The 15491-nt window shown below is 61.5% G+C and carries 13 protein-coding genes; 6 read left to right on the top strand and 7 right to left on the bottom strand.

The genetic code is table 11. From position 1 onward, the window contains the following. Positions 1-92 precede the first annotated feature (92 nt). Both ASE94_RS01610 and ASE94_RS01605 read right to left on the bottom strand, forming a co-directional pair. Entirely contained in the window at positions 93-1877 is a 1785-nt protein-coding gene (locus ASE94_RS01610) for a stimulus-sensing domain-containing protein (RefSeq protein ID WP_244483885.1), read from the bottom strand. 8 nt (positions 1878-1885) lie between these two features. Next, on the bottom strand, positions 1886-2602 hold the full coding sequence (locus ASE94_RS01605; protein WP_061911734.1) for a response regulator transcription factor: 717 nt from the start codon (positions 2600-2602) through the stop codon (positions 1886-1888). Between the two features lie 237 nt (positions 2603-2839). On the opposite strand from ASE94_RS01605, the gene pckA reads away from it, so the two are divergent. After that, positions 2840-4432: a phosphoenolpyruvate carboxykinase (ATP) gene (gene pckA, locus ASE94_RS01600; protein ID WP_082460740.1), complete on the top strand. Its 1593-nt coding sequence runs from the start codon at positions 2840-2842 to the stop codon at positions 4430-4432. 294 nt (positions 4433-4726) lie between these two features. Here the strand turns inward: pckA and ASE94_RS01595 are convergent, their stop codons facing one another. Both ASE94_RS01595 and ASE94_RS01590 read right to left on the bottom strand, forming a co-directional pair. Then, a complete protein-coding gene (locus tag ASE94_RS01595) occupies positions 4727-5569 on the bottom strand; it encodes a cell wall hydrolase (RefSeq protein WP_062628919.1) in 843 nt (280 codons plus the stop codon). 426 nt (positions 5570-5995) lie between these two features. Beyond that, entirely contained in the window at positions 5996-6664 is a 669-nt protein-coding gene (locus tag ASE94_RS01590; protein WP_061911732.1) for an HAD family phosphatase, read from the bottom strand. 88 nt (positions 6665-6752) lie between these two features. On the opposite strand from ASE94_RS01590, the gene ASE94_RS01585 reads away from it, so the two are divergent. Continuing rightward, the gene (locus ASE94_RS01585) at positions 6753-8162 is read left to right on the top strand and encodes a protein adenylyltransferase SelO (RefSeq protein WP_062628918.1); all 1410 of its coding nucleotides are present in this window, start codon (positions 6753-6755) and stop codon (positions 8160-8162) included. A gap of 44 nt (positions 8163-8206) precedes the next feature. Beyond that, positions 8207-8758 carry a gamma carbonic anhydrase family protein gene (locus ASE94_RS01580; RefSeq protein WP_062628917.1) on the top strand — a complete coding sequence of 184 codons (552 nt, stop codon included), beginning with the start codon at positions 8207-8209 and terminating at the stop codon, positions 8756-8758. Positions 8759-8773: 15 nt separating this feature from the next. On the opposite strand, the gene ASE94_RS01575 is transcribed toward ASE94_RS01580, so the two are convergent. Then, positions 8774-10066, bottom strand: a complete 1293-nt coding sequence (locus ASE94_RS01575; RefSeq protein ID WP_062628916.1) for an ATP-binding protein — start codon at positions 10064-10066, stop codon at positions 8774-8776. A gap of 87 nt (positions 10067-10153) precedes the next feature. Here ASE94_RS01575 and ppk2 point away from each other — a divergent pair, with 87 nt between their 5' ends. Further along, positions 10154-11008, top strand: coding sequence for a polyphosphate kinase 2 (gene ppk2 / locus ASE94_RS01570; protein WP_062628915.1), 855 nt, complete (start codon positions 10154-10156; stop codon positions 11006-11008). A 136-nt stretch (positions 11009-11144) separates the two neighbouring features. On the opposite strand, the gene ASE94_RS01565 is transcribed toward ppk2, so the two are convergent. Next, complete coding sequence (locus ASE94_RS01565; protein ID WP_062628914.1) at positions 11145-12056, bottom strand: sugar kinase; 912 nt, start codon at positions 12054-12056, stop codon at positions 11145-11147. A gap of 139 nt (positions 12057-12195) precedes the next feature. On the opposite strand from ASE94_RS01565, the gene ASE94_RS01560 reads away from it, so the two are divergent. After that, positions 12196-13668: a mannitol dehydrogenase family protein gene (locus ASE94_RS01560; protein WP_062628913.1), complete on the top strand. Its 1473-nt coding sequence runs from the start codon at positions 12196-12198 to the stop codon at positions 13666-13668. A gap of 7 nt (positions 13669-13675) precedes the next feature. Here the strand turns inward: ASE94_RS01560 and ASE94_RS01555 are convergent, their stop codons facing one another. Beyond that, positions 13676-14437, bottom strand: coding sequence for an N-formylglutamate amidohydrolase (locus ASE94_RS01555; RefSeq protein WP_062628912.1), 762 nt, complete (start codon positions 14435-14437; stop codon positions 13676-13678). A 130-nt stretch (positions 14438-14567) separates the two neighbouring features. On the opposite strand from ASE94_RS01555, the gene ASE94_RS01550 reads away from it, so the two are divergent. Beyond that, the gene (locus tag ASE94_RS01550; RefSeq protein WP_062628911.1) at positions 14568-15398 is read left to right on the top strand and encodes an amidohydrolase; all 831 of its coding nucleotides are present in this window, start codon (positions 14568-14570) and stop codon (positions 15396-15398) included. Positions 15399-15491: the final 93 nt, after the last annotated feature.

Here is a 15491-nt window from a genome sequence, read left to right as displayed (position 1 = left end):
CCGAGCCGTACCGAAGGGCAAATCGCTCCAGTGGAGCGATTTGAGGAGAGGAGGATGGGAGGGGGTGTCGAGAGCCACAGACCACGAGAGAATTACCGCCGCGCCTTCGGCAACGACACCGTAAACACCGCGCCCGACCGATCCGTCCGGTTATGCGCCCTGATCGTCCCCTTATGCGCATCGACGATCTGTTTGGAAATCGACAGTCCCAATCCAGAGTGATTGCCAAACCCATCACCTTCCGGCCGGTCGGTATAAAACCGCTGGAAGATGCGGCCAACATCGCCGGTGATCCCAGGCCCCTCGTCCGTCACCGTCGCAACGATCATGTCCGTCTCGGTCGAAACCGCAACCGTCACCGTCCCATCGGGCGGCGAGAAGGACACCGCATTGTCGATCAGATTGGCGAGCACCTGCGCCAGACGGCTTTCGTGCCCGCTGATCACGGTCGAGCCACGGCCAAGCCGCTTGCCCATGACCACATTGACCCCGCGGCCCGCCGCCACGTCCTTCTGGATACCCACCATGGCTTCGGTGAGCTTTTCGATATCGACCTGCTCGGCGCTTTCGCGCGCCAGTTCCGCATCGAGCCGGCTTGCACTCGAAATGTCGGTAATCAGCCGGTCGAGGCGTTTGACGTCATGCTGGATGATTTCGTTGAGCCGCGCGCGATCTTCCGGCTTTTTCGCTAGCGGCAGCGTTTCGACCGCCGAACGCAACGAAGTCAGCGGGTTCTTGAGCTCATGCGCCACGTCCGCCGCAAAGCGTTCGATGGCCTCGATGCGATTGTAAAGCGCATCCGTCATACGCCGCAGCGCGCCGGATAGGTGCCCGATTTCATCCGGCCGATCGGTCAGGTCGGGAATTTCCGCGCGCGCATTGCCGGCAGTCTGCACCCGCTCAGCTGCAGCTGAAAGCCGTCGCATAGGACCCGCGATAGTGCCTGCCAAAAGAAGAGAAAGTGCGATCTGCACCGCCGCCGCAATCAGCGCGATGCGCAAAATGCTCCAGCGCTCCTGCGCCACGACGGAGTCGATATCGCCCGGCGCGGTCGAGAGGAGGATTGCCCCGACCACCGCGCGCATGCGCTGCACCGGCACGGCGACGGAAACCACGAGCTGGTTTTGTCCATCGACACGCACGAAATCGGCCGGAGCCCCCTGCAGCGCCGAAGCCACTTCGGGATAGCGCGTGCCCTCGTCGGCCCCATATTCCTGGTACTTTGAGAACGTATCGCCCGGCGCCCAGGAAATGATGGCGTTCCACCAATCTGCGAGGAAGAAATCCTGCGTGCGCGACGTATCGATCTGCTGCCGGATCACCTCGCCGCGCGCATAGATATTATCGCTATCAAGGATCAGCAGGCCCTGCTGGTCATAAATGCGCGCCCGTGTCCGCGTCGGGGTGATGAGGTTCCGCAGCAGCGGTGCCACCCGTTCAGGGCTGATCGGGAATTCCAGCGTCGGGTCGAAATAGGAGAGCGGGGAGACATTGCCCTGCTGCAGTTCGACCAGACGATCCGGATTGACCGAAATCACATCGCTATCGACCGTCGCCGAGGCGGCGATGGCGGCCGCGATGATTTCGCCCTGCACGCGGAGAGATTGCACGCGAGCGTCGATCAGGCCCGCGCGCCATTGGTTGAGATAGAGAATGCCGACGACGAGGACCAAAAGGCCGGCCAGATTCAGGACGATGATCCGGCGCGTCAGGCTCGAAAAGATCGTGAAATCGATGAAGCGCCGGAAGCCGACGATCAGTTTGCCGAGCGGCATCAGCGCCAGGCGCAGCGCCCGCCGCGAATGCTTGTCGGCAGGCGCGTCTTTCCCCTCGGCCTTGCCGAGCGGCTCATCGAGTTCAGGATCGATCGTGGCCACGTCGGGTCTTATTGCTCCTTGAAGCGATAGCCGACGCCATAGAGCGTCTCGATCATTTCAAAATCGTCGTCGGTCGCCTTGAACTTCTTGCGCAACCGCTTGATGTGGCTGTCGATGGTGCGGTCATCGACATAGACCTGATCGTCATAAGCCGCATCCATCAGCGCGTTTCGCGATTTGACGACGCCAGGCCGCAGCGCAAGCGCCTGGAGAATGAGAAACTCGGTGACGGTCAGCGTCACGCGCTGGCCCTTCCAGGTGCAGGTGTGGCGCTCTTCGTCCATTACCAGCGAACCGCGCTCGATCAGCGCCTTGCTTGGCACTGGTTCACCCACCGTGCCCGGTGCGGCCGACGGATCGCGGGGCGCGGAGCGGCGGAGGATCGCCTTGACGCGTTCGACGAGGAGACGCTGGCTGAACGGCTTGGTGATGAAATCATCCGCGCCCATCTTGAGCCCAAAGAGCTCGTCGATCTCTTCATCCTTGGAAGTAAGGAAGATTACCGGCACATCGGACTTCTGACGGAGGCGCCGCAGCAGTTCCATGCCATCCATGCGCGGCATCTTGATATCGAGAATGGCGAGATCGGGCCGATCGCTGGTCAAGCCTTCCAGGCCAGAGGCACCGTCGGTATAGGTTGCCACCTGATAGCCTTCGGCTTCAAGGGTGAGGGAGACGGAGGTGAGAATGTTCCGATCGTCGTCCACCAGGGCGATTTTGGGCATATTCTGCCTTTCTTTTAGCGACGCTTATATTCTTTTGGCGAGTTAAGCCGAGCGCGACGTTGCAGGCGACAATTACGTGTTAAATAAGGCGCGGCCAAGTCTAACGCCAGATGACCCATCTCGAAAAGCCTCGGTTCGACTTCCGTCTTACGACCGATTTCCAGATAGTCCGCTAGGGATAGCGCGGCCTATTTTGTCTTCAACGGCGCCGTATCCGGCCCCTGATGGAGACAGAATATGCGCGTCGAGGACCATGCCAGCCTGCGTCGGGATATCGCCGAAGCGGCCCTTTCGCTGAGCGAAAACGCCATCGCGCCCGCTCTGGTTGCTGCGGCGCTTGCCGGAAACGGCGCCAAACTCACCGCCCATGGCGCAGTCTCGGTCGAAACCGGCGCCTTTACCGGCCGCTCGCCCAAGGACAAGTTCATCGTCCGCGATGCCGCAACTGAAAACACCGTCTGGTGGGACAATGCCGGTGCGTTGACCCCGGCTCAGTTCGATCTGCTGCTCGCTGACATCAAGGCCCACCTTGCCGGCCAAGACCTCCACCGCCAGGACCTGATCGCAGGCGCCGATCCGCGCCACCAATATGGCGTTACCGTCCTTACCCCCAGCGCCTGGCATGCGCTGTTCATCCGCAATCTCCTTATCCGCCCCGGCGAAGGGATCGACGCGGCGCCAGACGCCATGCCCGTGACCATCATCCACGCTCCGCTTTTCACGGCCGACCCGGCCCGCCACGGCACGCGCACCGAAACCGTCATTGCCCTCGACATGGCGCGCAACATCGTGCTCGTCGCCGGTACGCTCTATGCCGGCGAAATCAAGAAGAGCGTCTTCTCGCTGTTCAATTTCCACGCCCCGGCCAATGACGTACTGCCTATGCACTGCTCGGCTAATCTCGGCCCCGATGGCGAAGCTGCGCTCTTCTTCGGCCTTTCGGGCACTGGCAAGACGACCCTTTCCAACGACCCGAACCGTCCGCTGATCGGCGACGACGAACACGGCTGGAGCGCTGATGGAGTCTTCAACCTTGAAGGCGGGTGCTATGCGAAAACCGTCAAACTCAGCGCCGAAGCAGAGCCCGAAATCTTTGCCGCCACCCGCAGCTTCGGCACAGTCCTCGAAAACGTCATTCTCGACGACGCGCACGTTCCTGAATTCGACGACGTATCGCTGACCGAAAACACCCGCGCCGCCTATCCGCTCCATGTTCTCCCGTCCATTGCCAAGGGCAGCGTTGGCGGCACGCCAAAGACCGTCGTCTTCCTCACGGCCGACGCCTTTGGCGTTCTGCCCCCGCTTGCCAAGCTGACGCAGGACCAGGCCGTCTACCACTTCCTGTCGGGTTATACAGCCAAGGTTGCCGGCACCGAGCGCGGCGTCACCGAGCCGCAAGCCACTTTCTCGGCCTGTTTCGGCGCGCCCTTCATGCCCCTCCACCCCACAGTCTATGGCAAGATGCTCGCCGAGCGCCTCGAACAGAGCGGCGCGCAGGTCTGGCTCCTCAATACCGGCTGGACCGGCGGCGCCTATGGCACCGGCAAGCGGATCGACATCGCCTCGACCCGGCGCCTCCTCACTGCAGCGCTCGACGGCACGCTCGACAACGCCCCGACCCGCACCGATCCGCTCTTCGGCTTCGACGTCCCGCTCTCGGTCGAAGGCGTCGCCCCCCGCCTCCTCGATCCGCGTCAATGCTGGGCCGATACCGACGCCTATGACCTCCAGGCCACCAAACTCGTCGACCTCTTCCGCAAGAATTTCGCCAAATTCGGCCCCACCGCCGACGCCGATGCCGGCCCGCAACTGGCGCAAGCAGCGGAGTGAGCGGTTTCATAACCGAACGACAAGGGGCGCTCCGGCGCCCCTTTTTGTGTGTCTAAACTTTCGCAGTGAGATGCAATCGGGGCGCCCGCCCCCCTCGCCAACCCTCCCCGCCAGGGGGAGGGTGAAGGACCGCGATCTTGAATAGACCCCACCCACACTGGATACGGCACCTCCCCCTTGACGGGGGAGGTTAGGAGGGGGTGATGGCAGTCTCGGTGCCGACGCTAGACGCCCCTAAAAACAAAAATCCCCGCTCACGCGGGGATCCAACAACTCACTCTCAACAACCGTCAATCAGTTCGGCGCGTAAAAGATATGCGCCCCGACCTCAGCCACGCGGCTATAGGTATACGACCACGACGGACGCACATTGGTCGTGTGATAAAATAGCGCCGAATCCGGCACGGCGCCGATTTCGTCGCCCATCGCATATTCTGCGTAAACATCCTTGGCGAGCGCGGTCGAGCGGGCCCAGGCCTGGCGCTCGCTCGGCGCGTCATTGTTGCCGTCGCAGGCAAAGGTGAACTGGCAGCGATAGCGGCCGTTCTTGGCGCCCTGATAGATCACGCCACAGAGCGAGGACGGGTACTTGTCCGAGCGCGCGCGGTTGACGATGACATTGGCTACGGCCAATTGGCCGGCTTGGCTCTCGCCGCGGGCTTCGTGATAGATCGCCTGCGCGAGGCAATCGCGCTCGGCATTCGCCACCTCGACGCGCTTGGCCATCGGCTCGTAGCCCGAGGCGATATAGGCATCGAGCAGTTCCGGGGTCACGGTCGGCTTGTGCTCGGAAACCGGCTTCATGAAACTGTCGATGGCGGAAAGCGCGGTATTGCCGCCGGCAAGCGAACCGCGAGCGATATAGCCCATCAGCATTTCATTGGAGAGTGGCAACTGAATGCCCGCTTCGGTCACGTCGACGGCGCGCAGCTGCTGCTGGCGGGCAACGTAATTGGTGAGAAGTGCGGCAGTGAGTTTCTGCTGGCCCGGTGCCAGTGGCAGATCGGTCGCACCAGGCGCGGGCTGCAAGCGCAATTGAGCGATCGGCGCGGGAATGGCGAGAGGGAGAACGAAATCGGCTTTTTCGTTGGCACGAACCACAAGCGGAGAAGCGATGAGCCCTGCGACGAGTGCCATCGCACCCACCACCGCCGCCTTGGAAGCGGCACGCACAAACCTAGCCCGCCAAGATGCAGTCAATGCCCCGTCCTTGCCCCTGAGCTCAGCCGGTACCTCCGGTGAGCCTTCTGGTGGAGTCTTGAGACCCCTTCATTGTGGGCTGCACACTAGCCAAGCCCGCAGTGAGATGGAAGCCGAAATTTACGCTGGGTTAACCATACGCCTTAGCTTCTTAAGGTAGGGTTAATGGGCAAAGCCGCGAAAGAAAACCCATGAAATTCATGGGCTTGCCGCATGCTCAGCAAAGACTTTCGGGTTTTGTTAGAATTTTATGCGCTTTTGGGCGCGATCAAATCTTAATGTGGACCCGAGGGCTCCTGCGGATGAGCAAAAACCAACGCCCGCTTTCGCGGGCGCTTCAAGGAGACAAAAAGACAAGAAGACCTAACGGCGAACCGGGAAGGCGGCCGCATGAACATGGGTCAGGCTTTCCATCACGGCGATCCCCAAAGCGAGGATTTCTTCGCTTGGATGGACGAGGTCGGGGACCATGATGGTCTGCATCCCGGCCGCATGCGCCGCGTGCACCCCGGCATAGCTGTCTTCGAGCGCGAGGCAATCCTTGGGTGCCACATCGAGCCGCCGCGCCGCCGTCAGGTATGGCTCGGGATGCGGCTTGGGGTGAGTCACATCATCCCGCGTCACGATCGTTTCGAAGAGATCGAGCAACCCGGCCGCTGAAAGGTGATGCTGGGCATGGGGATTGCGCGACGAGGTCGCTACCGCCGTGCGGATATTGTTGGCATGGAGCGCCGCGATAAAGTCGCGCACACCGGCCTTGACCGGCACGCCGCCATGCGAGCGCTCGCGCATGCTGACGCGGCATTTTTCGTCGAACAGCGCATAGGGGAAGCTCACGCCATAGGCTTCGAGCAGCAATTGATTGGTGCGCTCATGGCTGCCACCGACCATGGAACGATGCACATCGTCGGTCATTTCAAAACCGAGATCGGCGCAGACTTCGAAGACGATGGTCTTGAACACCGCTTCGGTGTCGAGCAAGGTGCCGTCCATATCGAAGATGGCGGCTTGAAAAGGAGCAAGCTGTATCATCCCGCATGATATAGGCCGATTTGATTGACCGCGCCATAGAGGCGCCTGCATCGGAGCCTTGCATGCCGGATGCGATACGGAGAGCGCCATGACCACTTTCATCCCTGCGCGCCGCCACGCCGAACTCGGCCCCGATTTCTTCGATCCCGTCCGCCCCGCAGATTTCCCGCAGACTGTTTTGCGCCATCGCGATCAGCGCTGGGCCGAGCGCATCGGGCTTGGCGAGCTCAGCGAGGCCGAATGGCTCAATCATTTCGGCCGTTTCGCGCCGCTGCCCGGTTCGCTCCCTCAGCCCCTGGCGCTCCGCTATCACGGCCACCAGTTTCGCAGCTACAATTCCGATCTCGGCGATGGCCGCGGATTTTTGTTTGCCCAATGCGTCGACCCAATTGACGGCCGCCTGCTCGATTTCGGCACCAAGGGCACAGGCAAAACCCCGTGGTCGCGCGGGGGCGACGGACGACTGACGCTCAAGGGCGGCGTACGCGAAGTGCTCGCCACCGAAATGCTCGAAGCCTTGGGCGTCTACACATCTAAGAGCTTCTCGCTCGTTGAAACCGGCGAAGCGCTTTATCGTGGCGACGAACCCTCGCCCACCCGCTCCGCCGTCCTGACCCGGCTCAGCCATAGTCACATCCGCATCGGCACCTTCCAGCGCCTGGCCTATCTCGAGGACACCGAAAACCTCCGCCGCCTCGTCGATTATTCCATCGCCAACTATTATCCGCATCTCGCCGGCGCATCCGATCCCGCCGCAGCCCTCCTCGAAGCCGTGGTCCAAAAAGTCGCAAACCTTGGCGCACAATGGATCGCCGCCGGTTTCGTCCATGGCGTCCTCAACACCGACAATATCAACATTACCGGCGAGAGTTTCGATTACGGCCCCTGGCGGTTCCTGCCAGCATATGACCCCGATTTCACCGCCGCCTATTTCGATGAAACGGGCCTTTACAGCTTCGGCCGCCAGCTCGACACCCTGGCCTGGAACCTGACGCGCCTCGCCGAATGCCTGGTACCGCTCTCGAGCATCGACACTCTTGAGCCTGCGCTCAACACCGTCTGGCCTACATTCCGCACCGCCCTCCCCCTCGCCATGCTCGCCCGTCTCGGACTCGAACCCCGCAGCGAAGACGACAACAATGCCTTCGTCACCGCTCTTTTCGGTTTCCTCACCGCCAGCAAGGCGCCTTACGAACAATTCTTCTTCGATTGGCGCGGCGGCGCCCTCAGCGCCCAACGCGCCGCCCAAAGCCCCTCCACCGAATTTTACGCCAGCGATGCCTTCCGCCCCGTCGCCAACGCACTCGAAGCTTTCGCGCCCACTGCAACCGTCAATCTCGCTCATCCCTATTTCGCCCGATCAAATCCGCGCACCATGCTAATCGACGACGTCGAAGCCATCTGGGCGCCGATCGCCGAGAATGACGACTGGTCGTTATTCCATCAGACCTTGCGAGAGATCGGCGAAATGCGCGAAGCCTATGGGGTGAAGATCTAACGCCACTCAACTACTATGCCGCCACACTATCCCCGGAGGACCTTATGCCCATCTACGCCCTCGACGGCATCCACCCGGACATTTCCCCCGAGATCGGCTACCTCGCCCCGTCCGCGACAATCATTGGCGATTGCCATCTCGGCCCCGAGGTCGGCATCTGGTTCGGCGTGGTTCTCCGCGGCGATATCGAGCCGATCCGCGTGGGCGCGCGCTCCAATATCCAAGAAAACTGCGTCCTTCACACCGACAGAGGTTTTCCCCTGACCATCGGGGAAAACTGCACCATCGGCCACAGCGCCATCATCCATGGCTGCACCATTGGCGACAACACGCTGATCGGCATGGGCGCCACCGTGCTCAATGGGGCAAAAATCGGCAGAAACTGTCTCATCGGCGCCAATGCGCTTGTTACCGAGGGCAAGGAGATCCCCGACAATTCCATCGTCGTCGGCGCGCCCGGCAAAGTGATCCGCACGCTCGATAAAGCGGCCATTGCTGCATTGACCGCATCGGCCGATCGCTATGTCGAAAATGCCAAGCGCTTTGCGAGTGGGTTGGTGGAAGTGCATCGCCCGGCGGATTTCGATCCGGCCTGAAGCACCACTGGCACCTTATGGCAGCATAACATCCACGCGCAGGCCTTCGCCGGGCCGGCTCTTGATGGAAATATTGCCGCGGTGCCGCTGCACGATGTGCTTGACGATGGCGAGCCCCAGCCCCGTGCCCTTCTTCTTACGGCTCGTCTCGGCATCGATGCGGTAAAACCGTTCCGTCATGCGCGGCACATGCTCTGGCTCGACGCCGGGCCCATGGTCGATAACGCTCACGAGGTGCTTGAACCCGCCGCGCTCGATGTGGACCAGTGACACATCGACCGTCTTCCCGTCCGCGCCATATTTGATCGCGTTGTCGATGAGGTTCTCAAAAACCTCATAGAGCTGGTTGCGATCGCCGGTCACCATCACGGCGCCCTCGGGCAGGCTGAGCACCACATCGAGCTCGGCAGCCTTGGCCTGCGTCTGCAGCCCTTCGCGCACTTCGCGCAACAGTGCTGCAAGGTCGACCGAGCCCGTCGGTCGCACATGCTGATACATTTCGATGCGCGAGAGGCTCAAGAGATCATCGATCAGCCGGCTCATGCGATCAGCCTGGCCGCGCATGATGCCGAGGAATTTTTCGCGCGCCACCGCATCGCGTGCCGCGGGCCCCAGAAGCGTATCGATAAAGCCAAGCAGCGAGGCCAGTGGCGTGCGCAATTCGTGGCTGGCATTGGCGATGAAATCGGTGCGCATGGCATCGACGCGCTTGAGTTCAGTGAGGCTCTGGAAAGTGACGAGCAGGTGCCGCCCGCCTTCGCTCAGCCAATCGCTATCGGGTTGGCGAATGGGCGCCACGGTTACCCGGTCCCAGGTTTCGCTGGGCAGGGTTTCATGCAGTTCGAAACTATGCGGCATGCCGGTGCGCAGCGTCGCATCCACCGCCGAGACGAGGTCGGGATTGCGCATGACAAGGGTCAGAACCTTGCCCGGCTGCACATTGGGATATTGCCGGAGCGCGGCCCGGTTGCGATAGGCGACGGCTCCGCGCTGGTCGAGCACGAGACAGGCTTCGCCCAAGGCCTCGGCAAAGGCGGCCATGACGGTATCGGTATTATCCGGCGCCTCGAGCACCGGCGCGGGGGCTTCGACGATCCGCATCACCTCGCGCACGGGCAGCGGCAGGAAGGCGACGAAGCCGACGACGAACCCATAGGCCAGGATGGCCAGATCAGGCCGCAGATTGCCAAATGCCACGAGCGCGACAAAGAGACCGGCAAGACCGATGAGAAGCCCGGCATAGTGCACAAGACGGGACAGCAGGGGCTGTGCACCATGAAGAGTTTGGGCCGATTGGGAATCGTCCATTTTGGGCCGCCGAATCAATCGCTTGCTCCCGCCTCTTGCGCGGGACCCCAGTTTTTAGCACGGTGCATGTAACAACGGAGCGACAGCGTGAGCGATCCCTTTTTGAGCTTTGACATCGACAATCCCGAACTGCCCCATGCCATCGATAAGGCAGCCCTCAAATCGGGCGGTTTTCCCTATGACAAGAAGCTCGACCGCACCGAGTATGACATGCAGCTTTATGCCCTGCAAAAGCAGCTTGTGCTGCTCCAGGCGCATATGGCCAAGGCCGGCGAGCGCATCGTCGTCGTCTTCGAAGGCCGCGACGCCGCGGGCAAAGGCGGCACGATCAAGACGATCATGGAAAACCTCAATCCGCGCTACAATGTCATTGCGGCGCTGCCCAAGCCCAATGATCGCGAGCGCACCCAGTGGTATTTTCAGCGCTATATCGATTGGCTCCCGGCCGCCGGCGAAATGGTGCTGTTCGACCGCTCCTGGTACAATCGCGCCGGCGTCGAACCCGTCATGGGCTTTTGCACCCCGCAAGAAACCGAACTCTTCCTCGAAGAAGCCCCCGAATTTGAAAAGCGCCTGACGCGCGACGGTATAAAACTCTTCAAATTCTGGCTCTCGATCGGCCGCGAAATGCAATTGAAGCGCTTCCACGATCGCCGCCATGATCCGCTCAAAACCTGGAAGCTCTCGCCGATCGATCTCGAAGCGCTCAGCAAATGGGATGATTATTCCAAGGCGCGCGACCGCATGCTCGAGCGCACCGACAGCAAGCACGCGCCCTGGACCGTCGTCCGCGCCAACGACAAACGCCGGTTGCGGCTCAACGTCATCCGCACCCTGCTCGATGGCTTCGAATTCGATGGCAAGAACCCCAAGGCGATCGGCAAGATTGACGACAAGATCATTCTGTCGGGCGAGGAATTTTTGAAGATGGATGGGGAGTAAGGGTCGCCCCCTCCCGGCCTCCCCCATCAAGGGGGAGGTGAAGAAGTTGCGGGTTTGATCAGATCCGACCATCAACTCGATGCGGCACCTCCCCCTTGATGGGGGAGGTTGGGAGGGGGTGATGCTCGGGTATCCCTTACCCCAAAAATTTGCGCTCCACCAAAGCCCCCTTGTGCCCGATCACCACCCCGGCCACTCGGTGCGCCTCTTCCGCCGCCTCGCGGGTCGATTTGCCTTCAAGCCGCGCTGACAGATAGCCGCCGTTAAAACTATCCCCGGCCCCCGTCGCATCGACAACCTTCTCCACCGGCTTGGGCGAAATGCTGACCCGCTCCGTTGCCGTCGCGATAAACGCTTCCTTCGCCCCGTCCTTGACCACCACCTCTTCCACCCCCAGTTCGAGATAGCGCTCGGCGGTGTCTTCCACCGTCTTGTCGCCAAAGAGCGGTGCTTCGTCCGAGTGCGTGGGCAAGACGATATCGCAAAGGCTCGCCGCTGCCGTCAGCACCGAAGCCATCACCCTTTGGCTCGACCACAGCGCCGGCCGCAGATTGGTATCGAAGGCGATTTTTGCGCCATTATCCCGTGCCTTGACGATCGCCCCGAGCAACCGTCCGCGCGCCCGAGGCGCGAGGATTGCGAGCGTGATGCCCGAAAAGTAAACCAAGCTCGCGCCCGCAACAGCCTTGTCGAGCGCCGCCTTGTCGTCCGCCAAGAGCTTCGCCGCCGACTGATCGCGCCAATAGGTAAAGTGCCGGTCACCCTTATCCTGATGGATCATATAGAGACCCGGCCGCCGCTCCGGCACCGTGCCGATATGGTCGGTGCCGATATGGTTGGTCTTGAGAAAAGCCCTGATATCGTCGGAGTAGCGGTCCTTGCCGAGCGCCGTCACATAATCGACCCCCCAATCCTTGCCGAGCAGGGCGCGCAGATACCAGGCGGTGTTGAGGGTGTCGCCGGCATAGCCTAGGCGATAATTCCGGTCCTCGCCGCCGCTCATTTCGATCATGCATTCCCCGATGCTGACGATCCGCTTGCCGGCCATGACGCTTTCCTCCTCAGTGGTTCCAAGGCTTATGCCGGGCGCAACACCCCGCCGCAAGTCTTAGACGACAGCGCAAGCCCACCCTTCCATACAAGATTGGAAGCCACTATGCTGCGCCCGATTTCATTCCGGAGCCGACATGACCAACCCACGCCTCAGCCCCAAAACCCTCGGCTCTCTCAAAGCGGGCATCGGCGTGCCGAACTATGATCGGGCCAAGGTCACTCCGGGTATCGTGCATCTCGGCATCGGCGCCTTCCACCGCGCCCATATGGCGGTCTATGTCGATGATCTCCTTGCCCAAGACCCGAGCTGGGGCATTGTCGGCGCGAGCCTCCGCCGCCCCGATACCAAAGACGCGCTTGAACCCCAAGGCGGGCTCTACACCATCGCCGTGCGCGATGCGGCGGGCACCCATCCGCGCGTCATCGGCTCGATCCTCTCGGTGATGGATGCGAACACGCAGCGCGAAGAACTACTTGCCCTGATGGCCTCCGCCGACATCCGCATCGTCTCCCTGACCGTCACCGAGAAGGGCTATTGCCACGATCCGGCAACCGGCGAACTCGACCAGAAGCATCCGGACATCGTCCACGATCTCGCCAATCCCAGCGCGCCGAAATCGGCGCCCGGCATGCTGGTCGAAGCGCTCGCACGCCGCAAGGCTGCCGGTGTTGCGCCCTTCACAGTCATGAGCTGCGACAATCTCCCGTCCAATGGTGAAACCGCCAAGCGCATCGTTACCCGCTTTGCCGACCTCCGCGATGCCGATCTCGGCACTTGGGTCGAAGCCGTCGCCTTCCCCTCGACCATGGTCGATCGCATCGTGCCCTCCACCACGGACGCTGATCGCGCCGAGGTCGCCGATCTCATCGGCGCCGAAGATGCATGGCCGATCATGACCGAGCCCTTTACCCAATGGGTGATCGAGGATCACTTCCCCGCCGGCCGCCCCGCCTTCGAAAAGGTCGGCGCGCAACTGGTGAAAGATGTCGAACCCTTCGAGCTGATGAAACTTCGCATGCTCAATGGCTCGCATTCGACCATGGCCTATCTCGGCTATCTCGGCGGCTACCAATATATCGCCGAGGTCATGGGCGATCCGGCCTATGTCAAACTCATCCATGGCCTCATGACCGAAGAAGCCATGCCTACGCTCGATATGCCCGGTACCGATCTCGGCGCCTATCGCGATCAACTGCTCGAGCGCTTCCGCAATCCGGCGCTAAAGCACCGCACCTGGCAGATCGCCATGGATGGCAGCCAAAAACTGCCCCAACGCCTTCTCGGTACCATCCGCGATCGCGTCAAGGCCGGTCAGCCGATCACCCGCCTAGCGCTCGGCGTTGCCGCTTGGATGCGCTATGTCACCGGGGTCGCCGAAGACGGCAGCGAAATCGATGTGCGCGATCCGCATGCCCTCAAGATGATGGCCATCTCAGCCGATGCCGGGGATGATGCCGAAGCGCTCTACGACGGCCTCTCCGCCCTCACCGAAATCTTTGGTACCGATCTCGCCAGCAATGCGGTCTTCCGCGAGACCGTGATCGGCCATCTCGAAAGCCTGTTTGACGAAGGCGCCAAGGCGACCGCTAAAACCGTCGCCGGCTGAGGACAGTCTATCTTCGTCCGCCCTTGAGGCGCGCAACTTTAAGGCTGCGCGCCAAAAGACCCGCCCATCGGCGTGCCCCTTCGGGCGAGAGGATCTCGTCATTGCGCAATTCGATCATCGTCGATTCGATGCCGCGCCCGTCCCCATGCTTTTCAAGCGTCAGGGTAACTCCTGTCAGCGCCGCATAAGGTTCGTTCCAGCCGATATTGAGGTCCGGTTGTTCTTCGGCCATGGCGTCGCGCAGCCTTTCGGTAAAGCGGCTGTCGCGTCCATGCAGCACCCCGATGGGCCAGGGTCGCGCCACGCCGAGATAGACCGGGGTGAACGAATGCATGCAGACAAGGATCGTCTCTCGGCCCGCATTGCGCCGCGCTTCGAGCAGCATCTCGATCGCCCCATGAAAGGGCCGGTGATAATTGTTGATCCGGAATTGCCGCTCTTCTTCGCTGAGATTTTCATTGGCGACGATCCGCGTCCGCTCCGAAAGCGTCCAGATCAGGTCGGGCGCCGTGAGCGCGCGATTACAGTCGATGATCAGCCGCGACACGGTCGATTCGATCAGCGGCGCATTGAGGCTTTCGGAGAGATAGCGGCTTACCGCCAGCGCGCCTGGGTCCCAGGCAATGTGGCTCAGCCTTTCGCTCGGCGAAAGACCAAGATCGCCATAGCGTTCGGGGATGCGGTTCGAGGCATGATCGCACACGATCACGAAGGGCGAATTGCCCCGCGCATGCGTCACCAGAACCGGATTTCGCGCCTCTCTATCCATATCGCCTCGACGTTTTCCGCCCTCAATAACGTCCGGGCGGCAAAAAGGAGCCCGTCCCTATCAATCGATTGGCTGGCTCTAGCGCGTTCAATCCGCGCTGTCTTCTGCTAGTCTCTCGACCGGAGGACCCATGCGCATCATCGATACCCATCTGCATCTTATCTACCCCGATCGTCTTACCTACCCGTGGCTCTCAGGCGCACCAGCGATCAACAAGCCCTGGCCGGCCGAAATCTATTGGGCCGAAGCCAAGCCCCTCGGCATTGAGCAGGCCCTGCACATGGAAGTCGATGTAACGGAAAGCGACATCGAAAAAGAGACCGGTTTCGTCCTCGGGCTTCCAGGGATTGTCGGCGCAATCGCCGCCTGCCGTCCCGAGCACGCCGATTTTCCGGCCCAGCTCGATCGGCTGCTCGCCATCGGCGGCACCCGCATCAAGGGCCTGCGCCGCATCCTCCACGAGATCGACGATAGCGTCAGCCAGCCTCAGCTTTTCGCTGACAATCTCCGGCTCCTTGCCAAACACAACCTGACCTTCGATCTATGCCTCCGCGCCGATCAGCTTCATCTCGGCGTGGCGCTGGCGCGAAAGCTGCCCGAGGTGACGTTCATTCTCGATCACTGCGGCAATCCGGATATCAACGGCATCGGTCTAGACCCCTGGCGTCGCGACCTTCAGTCGATTGCTGCACTCCCCAATGTCCATGGCAAGGTCTCGGGCATCGTCAATCACTGCGACCCCGATTGGACCACCGAAACCCTCCGCCCCTATGTCGAGCATGTCATCGAAAGCTTTGGCTGGGACCGCGTCGTTTTCGGCTCCGATTATCCCGTCGTCACCAAAACCGGCACCCTGACGCGCTGGGTCGAGGCTCTTTCCGAGATCGTCTCGGACGAGACCGCGGAGAACCAGCAAAAGCTCTTTGCGATCAATGCCGAGCGGATCTATCGCCTCACCTAGGGCATTATACGCAAGCCTGCGCAGACAAGCGGGCACGCGTTAAGTTCTGATGGGCAATCAAATTGAATTGCACGACGCCTTTACGCGTGAGAT

Origin of the sequence: Devosia sp. Leaf64 (genome assembly GCF_001421945.1) — a bacterium.
Taxonomy (GTDB): Bacteria; Pseudomonadota; Alphaproteobacteria; order Rhizobiales; family Devosiaceae; genus Devosia.
Note: the sequence above shows the minus strand (reverse complement) of the source record. Positions and strands in the feature narration are given on the sequence as shown.